This is a genomic window from Corynebacterium provencense (genome assembly GCA_900049755.1).
Lineage (GTDB): Bacteria > Actinomycetota > Actinomycetes > Mycobacteriales > Mycobacteriaceae > Corynebacterium > Corynebacterium neomassiliense.
This window is the reverse complement of the sequence record LT160592.1, coordinates 453,173-473,427: the sequence shown is the minus strand read 5'-3', so window position 1 is coordinate 473,427 and position 20,255 is coordinate 453,173. Positions and strand designations below refer to the sequence as shown.

18 protein-coding genes and 1 riboswitch are annotated in these 20,255 nt (G+C 67.9%); of the genes, 15 read left to right on the top strand and 3 right to left on the bottom strand.

The features are described from left to right. Positions 1–243: 243 nt before the first annotated feature. Positions 244–1,557 (top strand): S1C family serine protease, encoded by a 1,314-nt coding sequence (locus BN3906_RS02135; RefSeq protein WP_066583528.1) that lies wholly within the window; start codon positions 244–246, stop codon positions 1,555–1,557. A gap of 90 nt (positions 1,558–1,647) precedes the next feature. After that, positions 1,648–2,334: a MogA/MoaB family molybdenum cofactor biosynthesis protein gene (locus BN3906_RS02130; RefSeq protein WP_147592694.1), complete on the top strand. Its 687-nt coding sequence runs from the start codon at positions 1,648–1,650 to the stop codon at positions 2,332–2,334. Positions 2,335–2,627: 293 nt separating this feature from the next. Here the strand turns inward: BN3906_RS02130 and mscL are convergent, their stop codons facing one another. Both mscL and BN3906_RS02120 read right to left on the bottom strand, forming a co-directional pair. After that, complete coding sequence (gene mscL / locus BN3906_RS02125; protein WP_066583523.1) at positions 2,628–3,116, bottom strand: large-conductance mechanosensitive channel protein MscL; 489 nt, start codon at positions 3,114–3,116, stop codon at positions 2,628–2,630. Positions 3,117–3,141: 25 nt separating this feature from the next. Continuing rightward, positions 3,142–3,864 (bottom strand): 5-formyltetrahydrofolate cyclo-ligase, encoded by a 723-nt coding sequence (locus tag BN3906_RS02120; RefSeq protein ID WP_066585842.1) that lies wholly within the window; start codon positions 3,862–3,864, stop codon positions 3,142–3,144. A 224-nt stretch (positions 3,865–4,088) separates the two neighbouring features. Here BN3906_RS02120 and BN3906_RS02115 point away from each other — a divergent pair, with 224 nt between their 5' ends. The 6 genes from BN3906_RS02115 (at position 4,089) to BN3906_RS02090 (ending at position 10,108) form a co-directional block, all read left to right on the top strand. After that, the gene (locus BN3906_RS02115; protein WP_066583521.1) at positions 4,089–5,063 is read left to right on the top strand and encodes a UTP--glucose-1-phosphate uridylyltransferase; all 975 of its coding nucleotides are present in this window, start codon (positions 4,089–4,091) and stop codon (positions 5,061–5,063) included. A gap of 134 nt (positions 5,064–5,197) precedes the next feature. Continuing rightward, on the top strand, positions 5,198–6,505 hold the full coding sequence (gene glp / locus BN3906_RS02110; protein WP_066583519.1) for a molybdotransferase-like divisome protein Glp: 1,308 nt from the start codon (positions 5,198–5,200) through the stop codon (positions 6,503–6,505). Between the two features lie 6 nt (positions 6,506–6,511). Beyond that, positions 6,512–7,150, top strand: coding sequence for a GNAT family N-acetyltransferase (locus tag BN3906_RS02105; RefSeq protein ID WP_066583517.1), 639 nt, complete (start codon positions 6,512–6,514; stop codon positions 7,148–7,150). Between the two features lie 233 nt (positions 7,151–7,383). Next, positions 7,384–8,769, top strand: coding sequence for a divisome protein SepX/GlpR (gene sepX / locus BN3906_RS02100; protein ID WP_066583514.1), 1,386 nt, complete (start codon positions 7,384–7,386; stop codon positions 8,767–8,769). Between the two features lie 105 nt (positions 8,770–8,874). Further along, on the top strand, positions 8,875–9,285 hold the full coding sequence (locus BN3906_RS02095; RefSeq protein ID WP_066583511.1) for a DoxX family protein: 411 nt from the start codon (positions 8,875–8,877) through the stop codon (positions 9,283–9,285). Between the two features lie 10 nt (positions 9,286–9,295). Then, positions 9,296–10,108 carry a zf-HC2 domain-containing protein gene (locus BN3906_RS02090; protein ID WP_066583508.1) on the top strand — a complete coding sequence of 271 codons (813 nt, stop codon included), beginning with the start codon at positions 9,296–9,298 and terminating at the stop codon, positions 10,106–10,108. Between the two features lie 79 nt (positions 10,109–10,187). Here BN3906_RS02090 and BN3906_RS02085 read toward each other — a convergent pair whose 3' ends face one another. Beyond that, a complete protein-coding gene (locus BN3906_RS02085) occupies positions 10,188–11,795 on the bottom strand; it encodes a dolichyl-phosphate-mannose--protein mannosyltransferase (protein WP_078057042.1) in 1,608 nt (535 codons plus the stop codon). Positions 11,796–11,952: 157 nt separating this feature from the next. Between BN3906_RS02085 and rsmI the strand changes: the two genes are divergently transcribed. The 7 genes from rsmI to BN3906_RS02050 all read left to right on the top strand — a co-directional run bounded on the left by rsmI (position 11,953) and on the right by BN3906_RS02050 (position 20,244). Beyond that, complete coding sequence (gene rsmI / locus BN3906_RS02080; protein ID WP_078057041.1) at positions 11,953–12,966, top strand: 16S rRNA (cytidine(1402)-2'-O)-methyltransferase; 1,014 nt, start codon at positions 11,953–11,955, stop codon at positions 12,964–12,966. Between the two features lie 18 nt (positions 12,967–12,984). Continuing rightward, the gene (metG, locus tag BN3906_RS02075; RefSeq protein ID WP_066585831.1) at positions 12,985–14,871 is read left to right on the top strand and encodes a methionine--tRNA ligase; all 1,887 of its coding nucleotides are present in this window, start codon (positions 12,985–12,987) and stop codon (positions 14,869–14,871) included. A 108-nt stretch (positions 14,872–14,979) separates the two neighbouring features. After that, positions 14,980–15,079: riboswitch (TPP riboswitch) on the top strand. Then, a complete protein-coding gene (locus tag BN3906_RS02070; protein WP_078057040.1) occupies positions 15,067–15,939 on the top strand; it encodes a TenA family protein in 873 nt (290 codons plus the stop codon). It overlaps the preceding riboswitch by 13 nt. A gap of 10 nt (positions 15,940–15,949) precedes the next feature. After that, positions 15,950–16,786 (top strand): TatD family hydrolase, encoded by an 837-nt coding sequence (locus tag BN3906_RS02065; RefSeq protein ID WP_066585825.1) that lies wholly within the window; start codon positions 15,950–15,952, stop codon positions 16,784–16,786. A gap of 106 nt (positions 16,787–16,892) precedes the next feature. Further along, positions 16,893–18,056, top strand: a complete 1,164-nt coding sequence (locus BN3906_RS02060; RefSeq protein WP_066583504.1) for a resuscitation-promoting factor — start codon at positions 16,893–16,895, stop codon at positions 18,054–18,056. A gap of 122 nt (positions 18,057–18,178) precedes the next feature. Then, positions 18,179–19,171 carry a 16S rRNA (adenine(1518)-N(6)/adenine(1519)-N(6))-dimethyltransferase RsmA gene (gene rsmA / locus BN3906_RS02055; protein ID WP_066583499.1) on the top strand — a complete coding sequence of 331 codons (993 nt, stop codon included), beginning with the start codon at positions 18,179–18,181 and terminating at the stop codon, positions 19,169–19,171. Next, positions 19,168–20,244, top strand: coding sequence for a hypothetical protein (locus BN3906_RS02050; RefSeq protein ID WP_066583497.1), 1,077 nt, complete (start codon positions 19,168–19,170; stop codon positions 20,242–20,244). Before rsmA ends, BN3906_RS02050 begins: the two co-directional genes overlap by 4 nt. Positions 20,245–20,255: the final 11 nt, after the last annotated feature.

Genomic DNA, 20,255 nt, shown 5'->3' with positions numbered 1-20,255 from the left:
CCGCATCGGGGGCGGGGTCACCGCAGGAGACACAGACAGTCCCCGGAGGTTCCTCCTGTCGACTTCTCCGTGGTTTCACCGGGTTCTTGAAGCTTCGGTGCAGACAGGGCACAGTTCAAGGGGTGAGTATTGGTCCTGTACGGCGGTAAGGGCATCCCCACCGGGGCGGCGGTCCTTGTACAGGACAGGCCGGAAGTGCCCTACGGTCCGGCCCTGACATGACAACGATGAACGGAGGCCCTGATGACGGGCAGCAGTGGTGACGACAACCGGAACAATGACGGGTGGGGTCAGCGTCCTCTCCCCGGACAGTCTCCCTATCCGGCTCAGCAGGGGTATCCGGGTCTTCCCGGGTATCCGTCAGGTCCCGAGGGGCAGGCCGCAGGGCCCGGTCACCCCGGGCAGCCGGACCAGAAGGGCCAACCCGGGTCCGCGGACCCTCAGACGACAGCTTCCACCCGTGGACCTCGGCGGTTCTCCACCGCATCGGTGGTCGGCATGGTCGTGGCGGTCGGACTCGTGTCCGGTCTGACGACCGGACTGGTTGTCCGGGGAACAGATTCAGGCAGCTCCGCCTCCCCGGCTTTCAGCACCACGGTCATCGGAGACCGGCAGCAGGCGTCCGCTGCCCCGGCGGAGGGCACGGTCGAGGCTGTCGCGCAGAAGGTCCTGCCCAGTGTGGTGTCGATCCAGGTACTCAGCGGTCAGAGCGGCGCGGAGGGGTCCGGGTCGGTGATCAGCTCGGACGGTCTCATTCTCACGAACAACCATGTGGTTTCCGGATCGGACTCCGGGCGTTCCCAGATCACCGTGGCCACGAACGACGGCAAGCAGTTCCCGGCGACCGTGGTGGCCACTGATCCGCAGACCGACATCGCCGTGATCAAGGCTGAGGGAGCTTCGGACCTCACCCCGATCACGGTCGGTGACCCGGATTCGCTCCAGGTCGGACAGTCGGTCGTGGCGGTCGGCTCGCCGCTGGGCCTGTCGTCGACTGTCACCTCCGGCATCGTCTCCGCCAAAGACCGTCCGGTCCAGGCCGGTGGAGAGTCCGGGGGTGAGGCCTCCCTCATCGACGCCATCCAGACGGACGCCGCGATCAACCCGGGCAACTCCGGTGGTGCCCTCGTCAACCTCGACGGCCAACTGGTGGGTATTCCCTCGGTCATCGCGACTCTGGGAGGTTCCCAGGGAGAGTCTGGCTCCATCGGCCTCGGCTTCGCCATTCCCGCTGATCAGGCGATGGACACCGCACAGCAGCTCATCGACAACGGCAAGGCCACCCACCCGATGATCGGCGCGCAGGTCGACACCAGGGAGACGACCGGCACCGGTGCCTCCATCGCCGACGTCACTCCCGGCGGACCTGCGGAGAAGGCGGGTCTGAAGTCCGGCGACGTGGTCACCCGTGTGGACGACAGGGTGGTCGACAGCGGAGTGAGTCTCATCGCCGCGATCCGGTCCCACAAGGTCGGGGACGAGGTGACTCTCACGGTCACGGATTCACAGGGACAAGGCAGTCACGAGATCAAGGTCACTCTTTCCGCCTCTGAATAGTATGGTCAGATATATTAAGTTCCATGAAAGGTCGCACGGTCGGTCGTTGGGCCGTTCCGGCGGCACCGGACATCGGCGAGGAAGGTCGAGATGACAGAGGGATTCCTGGGTACCTCAGCCCGGGCAGAGCACACCGACGAATCCGGGAAGCGGGTGGACGACATCCTGCGGGTCCGGGGGATCGAGGACCTGGCGCCTGACGAGCAGGCGTCCTACGACAGGTTGGACGCCGAGGTCACCGAACCCGGGGACGAAGTCTTCCTCAGCCTGGACGAGCAGGAGGACCGGCGGGACGCCAGAGCAACCCGGCATTCCCTGCTGCATGCGTTGGTCGTCCTGGTCAGCGACCAGATCGCCCCGGGCGACCAGTCCGGTGAGCTGGTGGCGGAACTCCTCGCCGAAGAAGATTTCATGGTGGACGCGGTCCTGACTGTCGAGTCCTCGCAGGCCAGTGTGCGTCAGGCACTGGAGACCGCGGTCGTGGGGGGAGCAGACCTGGTGATCACGGTAGGGGGTACAGGTGCGGGTCCCCGGGACATGACGCCGGAGGCGACGAAGAAGGTCCTCGACAAGAGGATTCCGGGTCTTTCTCAGGCGCTGCGGGCCTCGGCCCTGGCATGTAACGCCATCGACGGTGGACTGTCCCGGGGGGTCGCGGGAGTGTCCGGGTCAACTGTGGTGGTGAACCTGGCCTCTTCCCGGTCTGCCATCCGTGACGGCATGGCCACTCTCTGTCCTCTCGCCCGGTACGTCATCGGCGAGCTGAACCAGGCGTGACCGGGGAGCGCGGGACAGGGTCCCCGACGGATTCCGGGAGGCAGTTGTCCGTGGACAGTCCACGTGGCCGGCGTCGCAGGCGTGGAACCGGCGTCCTCGGGAAAGCCCATCACGACACACAGAACCCCCGGGCCTCCCTGAGGAGGGGTGCCGGGGGTGGCGTCGAGGACGGGCATTTCACTGACAGGTTCTGGCAGGAGCAGCGCCCGCCCCACTGGTGAAAGGAGCTTGCCGTGGGTGCGGGAGCTCGGGGCGGGGAGTCAGTGACCTGGGCGTCGCTCCCGTGGTACCGCCTACTGCGCTGAGTGGCGTCCTGTCTCGGCGGTGCCGGTGGTGCCGGATTCGCCGGTGCCGTCGACATCGTTGGAGCGGGTGGGAATGCCGTTCTGGGCGGCCAGAAGGTCGCGGATCTCGATGAGCAGATCGGCTTCGGAGAGGGTGGTGGCCTCCTCAGTGTCCTGGCCCTTACGCTTCGCCGAGAGCTCGGCCATGCGGTTGATCGGCATGACGATGATGAAGTACACGACGGCGGCGATGATGAGGAAGTTGATCACCGCGGTGATGATCGCGCCGAGATCGATCGTCGTCGAGGCGTCGCCGGCCTTCAGCCTCCAGGCGAGTCCCTCGACGTCTCCGCCACCGCCGAAGACGTTGATGATCGGCTGGATCAGGTTGTTCGTCAGCGCCGTGACGATCGCGGTGAACGCGGAACCGATGATGACACCGGTGGCAAGTTCGATGACGTTGCCACGCATGATGAAGTCTTTGAAACCTTTGAGCATGGGATCCTCCTCGGATCGGTGGAAATCAGGGGTGCCGGTGGTCGGCCGGTCGACCGGTGGGGAACACGCCCGTGTCGGTGACCACCGCGGGGACTGTGACGTCGAGGTCCGTCCCTGGGACGGGGATCCCGAACTCCTCATGGTCCACGCAGGCCAACAGTTTGCCATGTTCTGAGCCGTCCGGTGGGATTGAAACAAGAGAACGGTCATAGAATCCTCCACCCTGACCAAGGCGGACCCCGTCCGGTCCGACCGCAAGACAGGGAATGAGTAGGCATACCAGTCCGGGGAGCAGTGACCGGGCAGTGACATCGGCAGCTGCGGAGATGTCAGCTGCCCAGCCTCCTGCGGGGCCGGCGGCGTCGTCGTTGCCCGGGGCAGGCTCCCGGATACCGTACGCGCCGGTACGGCTGGCGGCGTCCCCCCGCCAGCGGGCCCACCTCAGCTCTTCTCCGGGTGCGTCGACGACAGGAAGCCACACTTCCCGCCCGGTACGGGCCAGCTGTTCCGGAAGGTCTGATCCCCCGGGCTCGCCGGGGAGGGGGGAGTACGCGCCCACGGCGCCGGTACGCGCCGGATCCCGACGGTCAAGCTCTTCAATGAGGTGCGAGACGATGGCGTCATCGCGGACCCTTCGAGGGACCGGCTCCCCCGGGTGCCCCCCGGAACGGACGCGGAGGTTCCGGAGCCGGCGTACACGGGTCCGCAGGGCCGACTTGGCTGCGGCGACCTCGGCGGTGTTCTCCATGTCTCCGACCATAGACGGTCAGGGATCGTCGGTGGCCTCTGCCGGCCTGTCCCCGGCGAATGCGGACGTCGCCCCCACCGGTGGGGGCGACGCGCGGATGAACCCCGGACGGGGGTGTCCCACCTGTTGAAAACGAAGCATGACGGTGGGAGAAACCTGGAAACAGGGGGTTCAGACAGTATCGGTCACACCCGTGATCGTCCGGACCGGTACTCTTCAGACACATGACTGCTGATGAAACTCTCCAAGCTCCGACGGCGTCCGCTCCGGTCGGGGAAGCCCCGGCCGTGGCCCTGAGGACCGTCGTCGTTCCGGCGGCCGGCCTGGGTACCAGGTTCCTCCCCGCGACCAAGACCGTCCCCAAGGAGCTGCTCCCGGTGGTCGACACCCCCGGGATCGAACTGATCGCCCGTGAAGCCGCGCAGGCCGGAGCCACCCGTCTGGCGGTGGTCACCGCCCCCCGCAAACAGGGTGTGATGGCGTTCTTCGACAGGGACGAGCTCCTCGAGGAGACGCTGGAGGCCAGGGGGAAGACCGACCAGCTGGAGAAGGTCAGGGCGGTCAACGGGATGATCAACGCGGTGTCGGTGAACCAGGAACGTCCTCTGGGCCTGGGCCACGCCATCGCATGTGCCGAGAGCACCCTCGACGATGACGAGGACTGCTTCGCCGTGATGCTGCCCGACGACCTTGTCCTCCCGTTCGGTGTGATGAACGAGATGGCCCGGATCAGGCGACGTTACGGGGGCACGGTCCTGTGCGGGTTCGAGGTGCCTGAGGAGGACGTCTCCAACTACGGCGTGTTCGAGATCGCGGACGCCGGGGACGGGGACCCCACTGTCCGCAGGGTCACCGGAATGGTCGAGAAGCCGGACGTTGCCGACGCACCGTCGAACATTGTCGCCACCGGCCGTTACCTGCTGGACCGCTCGATCTTCGACGCCCTGAGGCGCACCGAGCCCGGTAAGGGCGGAGAGATCCAGATCACTGACGCCATCGCCCTGCTCATCGGGGAGGGGCATCCGGTGCACGTCTACATCCACCGGGGCGGCCGCCACGACCTCGGCAACCCGGGTGGGTTCATCAGGGCGTGTGTGGACTTCGCACTCAACGACCCGGCGTACGGACCGTCCCTGCAGGAGTGGCTGACCTCGCGACTGTCGGAGGACGCCGTGTCCTATGCCGGCGTCACGGACTGACGGGGCTTCTCTCTAGGATGGGTTCACAGGCGGACCCCGACGTCCGCTGACAGTCGGTGACGGCCGCGGATGACCCGGCCGGAGGCTTCCCCAGGGAGTTTCCGTCGGTGGCTCCCGGAGAAAGTTTGAGGACAGTGAAGACCGTTGAGGAGCAGTTGGCTGCGGTGACAGCCGCCGCGGTGACCCCGGAACCGGTTCGTACGGCGGTGTCCGAGGCTCTGGGTCTCCGTTGTGCCGAACGCGTCGAGTCGGAGACGAGTCTGCCCGGTTTCAACCAGGCGGCCGTCGACGGTTACGCGGTGCGCGCGGTTGACGTCCGTCACTCCCGTGCCGGTGGCGACTCAGTTCCCGGTGCAGGAGGTTCGGCCGCCGGGGAAGCGGAGGGCGGGGACGCCGGGCAGCCCGTGCCGGTGGCCCTGCCTGTCGTCGGTGAGGTGACCGCAGGGTCCCACCGTCCGGTGAGGCTGCAGCCGAGGCAGGCGGTACGGGTGCAGACGGGTGCCCCGCTGCCGACACTTGCGGATGCTGTGCTTCCCCTGGACTGGGCGGAGACCGTGGGGCGCAGGATCAGCCCTCTCGAGCCTCTGAGGCCCGGCCAGTTCGTCCACCGGGCAGGGTCCGATGTCCAGCCCGGTGACGTTGTCGTGGAGGAGGGGGCGGTGATCGGTGCCGCCCAGGTGGGACTGCTCGCCGGGATCGGTCGTGCGAAGGTGCTGGTGTACCCCCGCCCCCGGGTTTCCGTCCTGTCCTTCGGTCCTGAACTTGTTGACATCGACCGTGATCCGGGTCTCGGCCAGATCTATGACGTGAACTCCTATGCCCTGGCGGCCGCCGGCCGTGAGGCGGGGGCTGACGTCAACCGGGTCGGGATTCTCAGCGGTGAACCGCGGAGGTTGCGGGACACTGTCGAGGGCCAGCTCATCCGGTCTGAGATCGTGGTCATCGCCGGTGGTGTGGGGGGAGCCGCCAGCGACCGGCTGCGGGATGTCCTCGGCGAGCTGGGGGACCTGGAGATCTCCCGGGTCGCGATGCACCCCGGTTCGGTGCAGGGCTTCGGGACCCTGGGTGCGGACCGTATACCGACTTTCCTGTTGCCGGGGAACCCCAGTGCTGCTCTGGTCTCCTTCGAGGTTCTGGTCCGGCCTCTGATCCAGATTCTCCGCGGTCGTCGGGAGGTCTTCCGGCGCAAGGTGACCGCCAGAACAGTGGCTGCGATCGAGTCGGCGCCGGGACGCACCGGTTACCTGCGGGGACAGCTGATGCGGGACCGGGGGACACGGGAGTTCCTCGTCGATCCGCTCGGTGCCGGGGGCGGTGGAGAGCCGACACATCTGCTGGGCAGTCACGGGCAGGCGAACTGTCTGGTTGTTCTTCCGGGTGACCGAAGCTACGTTGAACCCGGTGAAGTGGTTGACGTCATGTTTCTTTCCAACCGTGCGTGACCGGCGATGATTGACCGTCATCCCGGTTGGCCGGCCCGCACTCCCCGGGCGGCGACGGCTGCGGGGGCTGTTCAGCTGCGCCCTCTGCACCGCAGGGACGGGGAACTCTGGTCACGGTACCGGGTCGCAGACGAGAGGCTGCTGCGTCCGGTGGAACCGACGGTGCCCGGCCAGTGGCGGGACTCCCACACGGACCAGGCCTGGCGGGCCACCGTACGGGGGCTGCTGAAGATGGCCCGCCAGGGCACGGTCCTGCCGTTCGCTGTCGACGTCGACGGGGAGTTCGCCGGACAGTTGACCCTCGGTAACGTCCAGCACGGTGTGGTGTGCAGCTGCTGGATCGGGTACTGGGTCTATTCGGGCTACTCCGGCAGGGGTGTGGCGACAGCGGCCGTGGCACTGGGCACCGACCACGCCATGAGGCATGTCGGTATGCACCGGGTGGAGGCCACGGTCATGGAGGACAACGCTGCCTCGCGTGCCGTCCTCGCGCGCACCGGCTACCGGGAGGAGGGGCGTCTCCGGCGCAACCTTCACATCAACGGGCAGTGGCGTGACCACATCCTCGTCGCGCAGACGGTCGAGGAGACTGCCGGGGGCGTTCTGGCGGGACTCCAGAGAGCCGGAGTCCTGCCTGCACCGTGACAGTGTCCGGTGGTGCGGGCCCGGTGGTGCGCGCCCGGTGGTGGCAGCCTGCCCGCCGCCTTCCCCGGCCGCCTCTCCGGCACCGTCAGTCACACTGATCGGCAGATCTTCCGGCGCGCCTGACACGGTGCGTCGAAGATGCACGTACGCTCAGTGGCACCGCGTTGCCGCGCCGGGTCAGATCCGGTGCAGCATGCTGTCCCAGTGCCCCCGGTGAGAGGAATACGTCCCCCGTGTCCAGCTCCCTCAGTTCCGTGATCCTGATCGGCGTGGTGTGGCTCCTCATCGTCACCACGCTGTTCGTCCGTCGTCAGACCCCTGTGCGGCGAACTTCGAAGGCGTTGTCAGAGACGAGGGTGGTGCACGAGGGGGGCACGGGGATCACCCGTCCACGGCGACGGCCGTTGCCGGCGGAGAGCCTGTACCACTCCGACCAGGATGCCACGGTGGAGCTGGTCGAGGCTGAACCTGAGCAGGTCGTCATCGACGACACCCGCGATGAGGCGGTACCCGCAGTCATCGACGGTGACGTCGTCACCTACCGTTCCCTGGACGATCACGACACCGGGGAGTTCGCCCCGGTACGCGCGGGCTCTGTGCCGGACACCACAGTCGCGGAGGACCGTGAAGTCTCGTTCCGGGGTGAGGGTGAGGACGCCGTTGCCGGCGACAATGTCACGGCCGGGACTGAAGTCGACGGGGCTGCCCCCGACGAGACCGTCGTTGTCGCGGAACCGGACGGCGCTGACGTCCGGGACACCGACGGTGCCGCTGTCGTCGACGGTGACGTCGAAGGTGCCGACTACACCGTGGAAGTCCCGGAGGTGACGGACCGGGCCGCAGCATCCGCCGGCAGTGGCGCGAGGTTCAGCAGCATCGACGTCGCCTACATCCGCGGCGGCGACATCGACGTCTCCGTGGGTACGGACGACGATCCCCTGCCCGTCGGCAGCGACGGGGACCACCGGGATCGCACCGGGGTCGGCGGTGACTCCGGGGCCGCGGACACCGGTCGAGTCCACGGTTTAGGCGACGTCTCCGACGAAGAACTGTACGGCGGACCGGATGACGAACTCGGTGCCGAGGAACTCACGGAGGACGACCTCGACTTCGTGGCGTCCCGCCGTGGCAGGGGAATCTACGACCCTGTCGCCTCCCGCGAACTCGCGGAACAGCGGGGACGACGGCGCAGGGCGGTGCTCGTCGGACTGGCCGTGGTCACCCTCCTTGCCCTCGTCGGCGCTGTGGTGGTCAGTGGTGCCCTGTGGACGGTGGTTGTCGCGACGGTCACCTTGACCGGCGTGTACCTGTACTCGCTGCGCAGACAGACCGTCGCGGAACGCTCCCTCGAACGTCGCCGGCTCGCCCGTATGCGCCGTGCCCGGTTGGGCGTGCGCAACGCGGAGGACCCGGAGCTCGGGGTGCCGGACCGTCTGAGGCGTCCGGGCGCCGTCATCATCGAGACTGACGACAGTGACCCGGAGCTGGCCGAGCTCGGGTACGCCGACGTGACTTTCGCCGACACGTCCGAATGGGACGGCAGGGACGGAGCTGACAGTGCCGTGATCAGGACTGCAGGTGCCGGGACAGACGGGTTGTTGTCCGTGCGTGTCGTCTAGGAGCGTGCATCCGGTCGTGCGCTCGCCCGCTCACGGCACCACAGTCCTGCGCTCCGGTCTGTCGGCCGCCGCTGACGGGGAGGCGTCGGGTAGTCTGACACCATCATGAACAACCCCGCTCTCCGAGACGCCGCCCTGTTCCTGCTGCGGCTGGTGGTCGGTGTCATATTCGTCGCACACGGCTGGGACAAGGCCTTCGGCACAGGAATCGACGCCACCGCCGCGCAGTGGGAGGGACTCCACATACCGCAGCCCACCCTGTCAGCGTGGGTCGTGTCGGTCGTCGAGATACTCGGGGGAATCATGCTCGTCCTCGGCCTGCTCACCCCGGCTGCGGCCGGCGTGCTGGCTCTCGACATGGTCGCCGCATTCTACTTCGTCCACCTCGACAAAGGTCTCTTCGTCTCCGAGGGAGGCAGCGAGCTGGTCCTCGTCCTCTGCGCGGCGTGCGTGACCCTCGTGGTGTTCGGTTCGGGCAGGGCCAGCCTGGACCGGGCCCTGTCACGGTTCGCCTGAGGGACGCCCCGTGGAACACGATGAGGCGCGGGCCGCACTGTCGGCCCGGCTGGACGGGGAACCGGAACCGGCGGGCACCGACCCGGACGCCGTGGACGCACACCTTGACGCCTGCCAGGAATGCCGGGAATGGTTCGCCGAAGCCGCCGAGCTGAACCGGCGTCTGCGGTTGAGCGTGGCCGTGGACCCCGCCACGGCAGATTCCACCGGCCCCGGTGACGCCGCGGCACTGGCCCGCCAGATGGCGGACCTGGCCGAGCAGTCTCCGGGTCTGTCGCACCAGCTGCGCAGCCGGTCCCTGCCGTTGGTGCTCTGCAGGGTCGCGATGGTGGTTCTGGCACTGGCGTACATCACCTGGTCCGTGATCCTGCTCGTGCAGGCCACGGGAGTTCCGGACGCGCCGGAATTCACAGCACCAGGGGACGGTGCAGGAGGAGAGGTCGCGAACTCGGGTGACCCGGAGCTCGCGAGACTGTCGGTGGATGCCGCGACAGTGCGTCTCGCGCTGGCCGCCGGGCTCATCTGGGGCGCCTGGAGACCTCGCGCGGCCCCGGGTCTGTTGCCCGTGTTCCTCGCACTCTGGGGGTTCGGGGCGGGGTTCTCCACCCGCGACCTGGTGCTCGGCTACCTTGAGCCGTCGACCGTCGTCGGGCTGCTGCTGCACCTGGCGTCCTGCGCTGCGGTCGGAGGGGTGTGGCTGGCCAGGCACCACGCGGTCTCGCCGCTCCGCGACTCACTGCGGGCGCTGGGGGCCAGACCGGTGGCGTACAGTCCCCGGGACGCCGAACGCAACTCCACCTGGCGCCCCGGGGACAGTGGCTGACGGTGACTGACGGTGGCTGACGGTGACTGACGGTGGCTGACGGTGACTGACGGTGGCTGACAGTGACTGACGGGGCCTGTCAGGTCCAGCCCGGCAGCCACATCCTCCACCGCCACTGGGTCTCGGTGAGCGGCAGCCCGGAGAACACCGGGAGGAAGAACAGGAACATCCACACCACGATGACGAGGTAGACCACCCCGACCATCAGCCCGGTCCTGGTGAGGAAGAGATGACGGATCCCCGCCACCATCCCCGCCTGCGGTGCAGCGTCCCGGTCCTTCACCAGTGACCGGCCGGCGAGCTGCCCCAGTGCCAGAGCCAGCCCGATGATGAGGAAAGGGGCGAGGTTTGTCGCGTAGAACAGGTACATCTGCCGGTCGGTGTTGACCAGCCAGGGCAGGAAGCCCGCCAGATATCCCACCACCGGAACCAGCCACCGCATGTCACGGCGGCGCAGGAGGGACCACAGTCCCCACAGCATCACCGGTACAGCGAGGAACCACACCGCCGGGGTGCCGGTCAGCAGCACGACATGTTTCATCCCGCCGGTGTCTGTCTCACTGAAGTACAGGAGCCCGCGGGTACTGGCCAACCAGTCCCAGGGTTTCGACTCCCACGGGTGGTGGTGACCGTTGGAGTTGGTGAGTTCCTCGTGGAAGTCCAGCACGGACACGTGGTAGTAGATGAAGTTCAGCCAGGAGTCGGGCAGCCATCCGAGGCCCCAGGACGCGATGCGCTCATTACCGGACTCCGCCTCGTGGCGGAAGACACCGGTCTCGGAGGCGAACCAGGCACGCCAGTCCAGCACGTAGACCACTGCGGGCAGCAGGACAAGGGAGGCGAAGGCCGGTACACAGTCCAGGGCGAACACACCCGCCAGTGGACGCTGCACCCCGAAACGGCGGCGTCTCCACCAGTCGACCCCGACAACGGCGAGGCCGAAGAATGCCATGTAGTACAGGCCGGACCACTTCACGGCCAGCGCGCACCCCAGTGAGACCCCTGCAGCGAAACGCCACCACCGGTACCCGGCGCGTGGGCCCAGGGGACTGTCGGAGACGCGGCCTTCGGTGAAGACCCGTCGGAACAGGCCCTCCATCTGTTCGTGGTCCCGGACCAGCAGATAGGCGGCGAGAATGACGAAGAAGGTCTGGAACTGGTCGAGCATCGCAGACCGCCCGGTGACGAACAGGATGCCGTCGCACAGGGCGATCAGCCCCGCCGACAGTCCGACCCAGTCCCCGTGACCCGTGGAGCGGGCGATACGCCGCGCTGTGGACGCCGTGAGCAGGATCACTCCGATGCCCAGCAGAGCGGCGACGACGCGCCATCCGAATGCGGTGTCTCCGAAGACCGCCATGCCCAGTGCCTCGAGCTGCTTGGCCAGCGGGGGGTGGACGACCAGTCCATAGGCCGGGTTGTCCTCGATACCTCCGACGACGGGATTGTCGGCGCCCCGCAGAATCTGCCATGCCTGCGGGACGTAGTGCTTCTCGTCGAAGACGGGTGTGCCGTCATCTGTGGGGTAGCCCAGCTCCGTCAGTCGCGTGACTGCTCCGAGCAGGGCCAGGACGCACAGGATGATGTTCCAGCGGGTGACGGCCCGGAGGGCGGCGCCCCGGAAAGGGGAGGCCCGCCGGGTCGTTCCGGTGCCCGGCCGGTGGGCTACGGTGGCAGATTGCTTCACAGGGCGTCATAGTATCGCGTCAGGGAAGGGCAGGGTCAGAAGGACAGGACGCGACAGGGCAGGACTGGGCAGGGCAGGACTGGGTGGGCAGGACTGGGCAGGGCAGGACTGGGCAGGGCAGGGGAGAGCACGAGTGGGCAGGATAGAGTCGGCAGTTATGGACCCTGCCGTGCCCGCCGAGCCGACCGAACCTTCTGAGCACTCTGAGAGCCCTGCGCCCACCGGACCTGCCGCGTCCGCCGGGATCACGGCGTCCTCACCTGCGGGGTCCCTGGGGCTGCGTGCCGCCGTCGACCGGCCCTGTCCCCACGGGGGCGTGATTCTGGCCGCCACCCCCCTGGGGACGGCACTGGACGCCTCGGTCCGCCTCATCGACGCACTGGGCAGTGCGGACATCGTCGCAGCGGAGGACACCCGGCGTACCCGTGCTCTGGCGGACGCCCTGGGTGTGGAGATCACGGGCCGGATGGTGTCCAACTTCGACCACAACGAATCCGACCGTGCCGCAGGCCTCGTCACCGCCGCGGCGTCAGGAGCGAGGGTCCTGGTGGTCACCGACGCGGGAATGCCGGCCGTCTCGGACCCCGGTTTTCCGCTGGTCCGGGCGGCGCAGGAGGCGGGTGTACCGGTGACGTGTCTGCCCGGCCCGTCCGCGGTGCCCACCGCCCTGGCCCTGTCGGGCGTCGGGGTGGGGCACTTCGCGTTCGACGGATTTGCACCGCGACGTGACGGTGACCGCCGCCGGTGGCTGGAGACCCTCCGCGACGAACGTCGGGCTGTGGCGTTCTTCGAGTCGCCGCACCGGCTGAGGAAGACCCTGGATGTCGCCGTGGAGATCCTCGGGGCGGACCGGGAGGCGGCCGTGTGCCGGGAACTGACGAAAACCCACGAGGAAGTCCTCCGCGCCCCCCTCGGTGAGCTGGCGGGCCGCGTCGCCGCCGTCGACGACGCCGCCTCCGACGGTCATGGGCCCGGGGTGCGGGGGGAGATCACCGTCGTGATCTCCGGGGCACCGGAACGGGGACCCGTGGACCCTGCCTCACTGGTGACGGTCGTGGAACAGAAGGTGGCGTCCGGGATGCGGCTGAAGGATGCCTGCCGGGAGGTGGCCGCCGGGCACGGGGCGTCCCGGCGGGAACTCTATGAGGCGGTGCTGGCCGCCCGGAGGTGATGTCTTATGCTGGGGAGCATGTCGAAACATGTCCTCACCTCCGTCGCCTGGCCGTACGCCAACGGACCCCGCCACATCGGACACGTCGCAGGCTTCGGCGTCCCCTCGGACGTGTTCGCCCGCTACCAGCGGATGCGTGGCAGTGACGTGCTGATGGTCTCAGGCACCGACGAGCACGGGACGCCCCTGCTGGTGCAGGCGGAGAAGGAAGGAGTGCCGGTCCAGGAGCTGGCAGACCGGTACAACCGCATCATCGTCGAGGATCTCGCCGGACTGGGCCTGTCCTACGACCTGTTCACCAGGACGACGACCAGGAACCACTACGCGGTCGTCCAGGAACTGTTCCGCGGGCTGAACGACAACGGGTACATGGTCAGGCAGACCACCACCGGGGCGATCGACCCCCGCACCGGCAGGACCCTTCCCGACCGTTTCATCGAGGGAACCTGTCCGATCTGCGGGGCACCCGACGCCCGCGGGGACCAGTGCGACAACTGCGGTAACCAGCTTGACCCGGTGGACCTGATCGACCCGCGCTCCAAGATCGACGGTGCGACCCCGGAATTTGTGGAGACCGAGCACTTCATGCTGGACCTTCCGGCGTTCGCCGGAGCCCTGGAAGAGTGGCTGAAGACGAGGACAGGTTGGCGTCCCAACGTCCTGAAGTTCTCCCTCAACCTGCTCAAGGACATGCGTCCCCGGGCGATGAGCCGGGACATTGACTGGGGAGTGCCGGTGCCGATCGAGGGCTGGCAGGACAACAGTGCCAAGAAGTTGTACGTGTGGTTCGACGCCGTCGTCGGCTACCTGTCCGCTTCGATCGAGTGGGCGTGGCGCACCGGAGACCCGGAGGCGTGGAAGAAGTGGTGGAGCGATCCCGAGGCCCTGTCCTACTACTTCATGGGCAAGGACAACATCACCTTCCACTCCCAGATCTGGCCTGCCGAGCTGCTCGGATATGCGGGCAAGGGTGACAAGGGCGGCGAGCCCGGTGAACTGGGGGTGCTCAACCTCCCCACCGAAGTCGTCTCCTCCGAGTTCCTGACCATGTCGGGGTCGAAGTTCTCCTCCTCCAAGGGAGTGGTGATCTACGTCCGTGACTTCCTCCGGGAGTTCGGACCGGACGCGCTGCGCTATTTCATCGCCGTCGCCGGGCCGGAGAACATGGACACCGACTTCACCTGGGACGAGTTCGTCCGCAGGGTGAACACCGAGCTGGCAAACGAGTGGGGCAACCTGGTCAGCCGTACCGTGTCGATGGCGGTGAAGAACTTCGGGGAGATCCCGACCCCGGGCGAGTTCACTGACGCGGACCGCGACCTGCTCGACGACGCGGCAGCGGCCTTCGACGTGGTCGGCGACAACATCGCCCATTCGCGGTTCAAGGCGGGCATTGCCGAGGCCATGCGCATAGTAGGCCGGGCCAACGGCTACCTGGCCGCGCAGGAGCCCTGGAAGCTGGCGAAGGATGACGACAGTCGCGAGCGGCTGGCCACGGTCCTGTACACGGCCCTTCAGGTTATCGCTGACGCCAATACACTGCTCACCCCCTACCTCCCCTTCTCCGCACAGCAGGTCTTCGAGACCCTGGGCGGTACCGGGGTCTGGGCGGCGCAGCCGAAGGTGGTCGAGGTCACCGACGATTCACCTCTCACCCCTGTGGGGGTCGGACTGCCCGAGGCAGGACGCGCCTACCCGGTGATCATGGGTGACTACACCGACCAGCAGGCCACCTGGGCACGCACGGACCTCACCCCGGGTACACCACTGGTGAAGCCGGTCCCGCTGTTCACCCGCCTCGACCCCGAGCTGGGGGTCACAGGCCCGGAGTGGGCGCGCATCAGCCCCGACGAGACCGCGGAAGAGGTCGCTGAAGGGGCCCCTGAGCAGGACACCGACAAGTAGACCGGGCCGACCGGGGTAGTCGCCGGTGACCGCACCGGTGACGCTGAAGGGGTAGGGGACGGCGGGGGTGCCCCGGGCCCGGGTGCCACCGGCATGACGGTATCCTCGACCGGTGACACGGGGTGTCCGGGACAGGCCCGGGCTGAGATGAGACCCGTCGAACCTGACCGGGTTCACACCCGCGGAGGAATTGTCATGGCAGATCACAGACCAGTTCATGCTGCAGAAGACACGTCGGCCGGGCGGGCCGCCACACCGGAACCGGACAGGCCGGGCAGCGGTGTCGGGGGAGGCACCAGGTTCAGCGACGTACTGAGGGCGGAGAACCGAACTACCTGGGAGACCGCGGTCACCCATCCGTTCGTGACCTCCCTGTTCGCCGGAACACTGCCGGACCGGGACCTGGCCGCCTATCTTGTCCAGGACTACCGTTTCGCTGACGGGTTCATGGCCCTGATCGGCGCGGCAGTAGCCACGGCGGACAACTATCCGTCCCGTCACCGTTTCGCCCTTTTCATCGGGGAGGTCGCGGGGGACGAGGACACGTACTTCCGGGAGGCGGTCGAGGAGCTCTCAGAGAGCTCGGCAGAGAGTTCGGCAGAGAGCTGGGCAGAGAACTCGGCAGGGCACTCTGCAGGTTCCGCGGACGGTGACGGTGTCCCGGACACGGAGGCCACCACCGGATTCAGGCAGCTCTTCGCGGACGCCGCGGCCTCAGGCAGCTACCCGGCCGTCATCGCGGTGATCCTGGTGTGCGAATGGCTGTACCTCGACTGGGCGACGCGCCCGGAGAACCGCGCGTACGGGACCGGTCCGGACGGATACCCTGCCAGGCCCGTCCACGCGGAATGGGTACGGCTGCACGACTACCCGGACTTCCATGAACTGGTCGCTTTCCTGCGCTCGGAGATGGACCGTGTCGGTGACCGGACACCGGAGGACGCCCGCAGTGCCAGAGAGTTCTTCGCCCGCACAGTGGACCTGGAGCTGCAGTTCTTCGACGGGCATGCGGACCGGGACCCCGGGCACGGGGGACACACCCGGGGGACGGGGAGGCCGCCCCGGTAGTCTGGGCCGCATGTCGAAGAAGCGTCCTTCCCCGGTCCCTCCTCAGCCGCTTCCCGAGCTCTTTGACGCGCACACGCACCTGGCGTCCTGCGGTGCGGTGACGGCGGCGCAGGTCAGGGAATTCATGGACAGGGCGTCGGCGGTCGGCGTCGGGCAGGTGTGCACGGTCGGCGACGACCTGGCGGAATCGGTCCTCGCACTGGAGGCGGCACACTCAGATGACAGGGTCTTCGCCGCCTGCGCGATCCACCCGACCCGGGCCCGGGAGCTTTTCACTGACGGAGTGCAGGAGAAGCTGAGGGAGCTGGTGTCGGACCCGCGGTGTGTCGCGGTGGGGGAGACGGGACTGGACACGTACTGGATCCGGCATGAACCGGAGCGCACCGCACCTCTGGACGTGCAGGTGGAGGCACTGCGCTGGCACATGGATCTGGCGGTGCAGAGCGGCCGGCCGCTGATGGTCCACAACCGGGAGGCTGACAGAGAACTCATGGACGTGCTCTCCGATGCTCCGGAAGGCCTGAAGGTCATGCTGCACTGCTTCTCCTCTCCGCTGGACATGGCACGGCGGGCGCTGGACCGTGGCTGCTGGCTCAGCTTCAGCGGCAACGTGACCTTCCGGAGAAACAGTGAACTGCGGGAGGTGGCGGCGTACTGTCCGGACGACCGCCTGCTCGTGGAGACCGATGCACCGTTCATGACACCCGAACCGTTCAGGGGTGCGCGTAACGAACCGGCGTACGTCGGCTACACCGCCAGATGTGTCGCCGAGGTGAGAAATGTGACTCCTGAGGCGCTCGGGGCGCAGGTGACGTCCAACGCCCGGGAACTGTACGACCTGGTGTGACCTGCGCTTCAGAAATCGGAAAAACACGTCCGAAAACTTTGCCGGATCGGGATTGTTACCGTATCGTGATCTGAGTCCAACATCACCGACGGAGGAAGATCACCGAGTGTCCCCGAAGAACAAGTCGACGCTGCACCGCATCAACCACACCAGTTCCGTCCCGTTGCGCGTCGCCACCGGCGGTATGCTCGCCACCCTCGTGGTCGGCGGTGCCGTCGTCGCCACCAACCACAAGGATGTCACCCTCGACGTCAACGGCCGGATCATCAAGGCCAGCACCGTCTCCGGTGACGTCCGGGAGATCCTGGACTCCGAGAAGGTCCGGTACTCCGACGCAGACCTCATCACCCCCGGGCTCGGGGAGTCCGTCTCCGACGGCTCGCGTGTCACCGTCCGCTCCGCACGGCAGGTCGCCCTTGTCGTCGACGGCCAGTCTAAGACCGTCGCGACAACCTCCACCACAGTCTCCGACCTGCTCAACGAGCTCGGCTACTCCGGAACGGCGACCACCGCCGGAGCGTCAGGAATTCCGCTCGACGGCATGGAACTGACCATCACCTCCCCGAAGAGCTTCACCCTCAACGACGGCAATCCCTGGGAGGCTCCCGCCCGCCTCACCATGGCCGCCCGCACCGTGGCCGACGTTCTCGAGATGAGGGGAACCCCGCTCGGCAAGGACGACGTTGTCACCCCGTCCGCGGACACTCCGGTGACCGAGGGAATGCACATCGACGTATCCCGGTTCACCTCCGAAGAGGTCACCGAGGAACAGCCGGTCGAACCTGCCGTGAGGGTCGAGGAGGACCCGGAGCTCGACCAGGGCACCGAACAGGTCATCTCCGAGGGCACCGTCGGCTCCGCCCGGGTCACCGTCAGAATCCAGAAGCTCAACGGTGTCGAGACGGCTCGGGAGGTCCTCAGGAGTGAGGAGATCACCCCGGCTTCCGAGCGGGTCGTCCGTCGCGGTACCCGCGTCGCGCCCGTGGCGTCCTCGGCCTCCGCCTCCGCCCCGTCCGTCGCCGGTGGTTCAGTCTGGGACAGCCTGGCCCAGTGCGAGGCGGGCGGGAACTGGGCCACCAACACCGGCAACGGCTTCTCCGGCGGACTGCAGTTCACCCCGTCCACCTGGGCTGCCTACGGTGGAACCGCGTACGCCCCCGAAGCGCACATGGCCACCCGGGAGCAGCAGATCGCTGTGGCTGAGAAGGTCCAGGCGTCCCAGGGCTGGGGAGCATGGCCCGCCTGCACCTCCAAGCTCGGAATCGGATAGCATCCCACGGGGCCGGGGCAGGAAGCCCCGGGATCGCGGGGGAAGGACGCGACAGCGCAGCAGCGCAGCAGCGCAGCACCGCCGGTGGCCGGGGAACTGCCGCGGGGCTGTATCCTCGAGCTGTGACGGACAGTGAAGACAAGAGCACGGCCGGCCCCGGGGGCGTCCGGCTGCTGGGCCCCGGCGAAATCAGGAGCCTGGCCGCAGAACTCGGCATCACCCCGACGAAGAAGCTGGGCCAGAACTTCGTCCTTGACCCGAACACCGTGCGTCGGATCGTCTCGGCGGCTGAACTGGGACCCGGAGATCACGTCATCGAGGTCGGCCCGGGGCTCGGGTCACTCACCCTGGCACTGCTCGACCGGGTCGGAGACGTCACTGCCGTGGAAATCGACCGGCGCCTGGCGGACAGGCTCCCGCGCACTGTCTCTGAGCACGCCCCGCACCGGGAGACCGACGTGACCGTACTCAGCGCCGACGCTCTGACCCTCACCGCCCCGGACCTCGACCGTGCCGGTGTCCACCCTCCGACCGCCCTGGTCGCCAACCTGCCCTACAACGTCTCCGTACCTGTTCTGCTCCACCTGCTGTCCGAGTTCCCCTCGATCCGCAGAGTCCTCGTGATGGTCCAGGCTGAGGTCGCCGAGAGACTGGCCGCCGCCCCCGGGTCGAAGATCTACGGCGTCCCCAGTGTCAAGGCAGGTTTCCACGGGGCGGTCACCCGGGCGGGCACCGTCGGCAGGAACGTCTTCTGGCCCGCCCCGAAAATCGACTCGGGACTGGTCAGGATCGACCGGTGGACCGACGGTGACCGGCCCTGGCAGAACGTCCTCACCACACTGTCACCTCCGGACCGGCAGGCACTCCAGGGTGAGGTCTTCGCTCTCACGGACGCAGCCTTCCTGCAGCGGCGCAAGACGCTCCGCGCGGCTCTGGCCGGCTATTTCGGATCACCGCAGTCGGCAGAGGAAGTCCTCACCGCCGCCGGAATCGACCCTCGTCAGCGCGGTGAGAAACTCGGGACAGTCGATTTCGTGACCCTGGCGGTCGCCTCGCTGGCGGCACGGTCAGGTGGCGACGGCGACACCCCGGCGACCCTGCGGGACCGGCAGTGAACACGGCAGCCGGCGGGCCCGCAGACACCTCACCGTGGCAGGCGTCCGCCACCGCGCAGGGAGCAGTGTGCCTGTTCACCAGCATCGGGGAACCGCAGAGCTCCGGCACCAGGGAAATAGTCACGGTCACCCAGTCGCTCGACCTGACTGAGACCGTCACAGTCACCGCGACCGGGACAGTCCCCCCGGACCGGACCGGCCGGTCCACCGGTCCGGTCATCTCGGTCACCGTGGTCGACCGGGCGCGGGGCACGGTCCGGTCCCACGATCCGGAGCAGCCGGACGACCCTTCTGTCGGCCCCGTGGTCCGGGCGGTGACCGTCATTGTCGACCGCTACCGGAAGCTCGCACCGGACTCTCTGCTGCCGCAGGTGGAGATCCGGATCGGCCGGGAGATACCCGCAGGCGTTCTGGCCTGCGCCGACGCTGATGCCGCGGCCACACTGGCGGCGATGCGTGACATCCTCCACGGCAGGGACGCCGTCGACCACGGACTCGCCCCGGTCCCCGGGCCCGACGACAGTGAGCTCAGAAGCCTGGCGTCCCTGGTCGGCCCCGGCGTCCCTGCACGTTTCATCGGTGGGACGGTACTGGACAAGGGAAGCGGCCCGGTTCCGGTGATGACCCGGGGCGTACGTCACTGGGCATTCGCCACCGACGACAGGTCCCTGGCCGCGGAGCCCCTGTCCGTGGAGAAGCTCGTCGCCGGACTGGACAGCCTGAGGGAGGCTGCGAACCGGGGCGAGCGCGTGTACTACATCCTGGCAGGCAGCGTCACACATATCCAGCGCGCTCTGCTGGACGAGGACCCCACCGTCGTGGGAGGGTTCCTGGACAACGACCTGCACGCACTGGTGTGCAGTTTCCGGCCCGGTCTACGCCTGTCCATGAACGTCGCCGTGGAGGCGGAAGCTCTGGGGGTGGTGGTGTCCGGGGCCGAACCGACCCTCGCGGTTCTCTGCGCCGACCGTGACCACGCGGTCGAGGTGGCCGCCGCTGTCGCGGGGTCGGGGCACGCCGGTCCCACCCTGGTCGCCTCGTCCAGCCCCCACGGCGTCCGCTCCGTCCCCTGACACCACTTTCC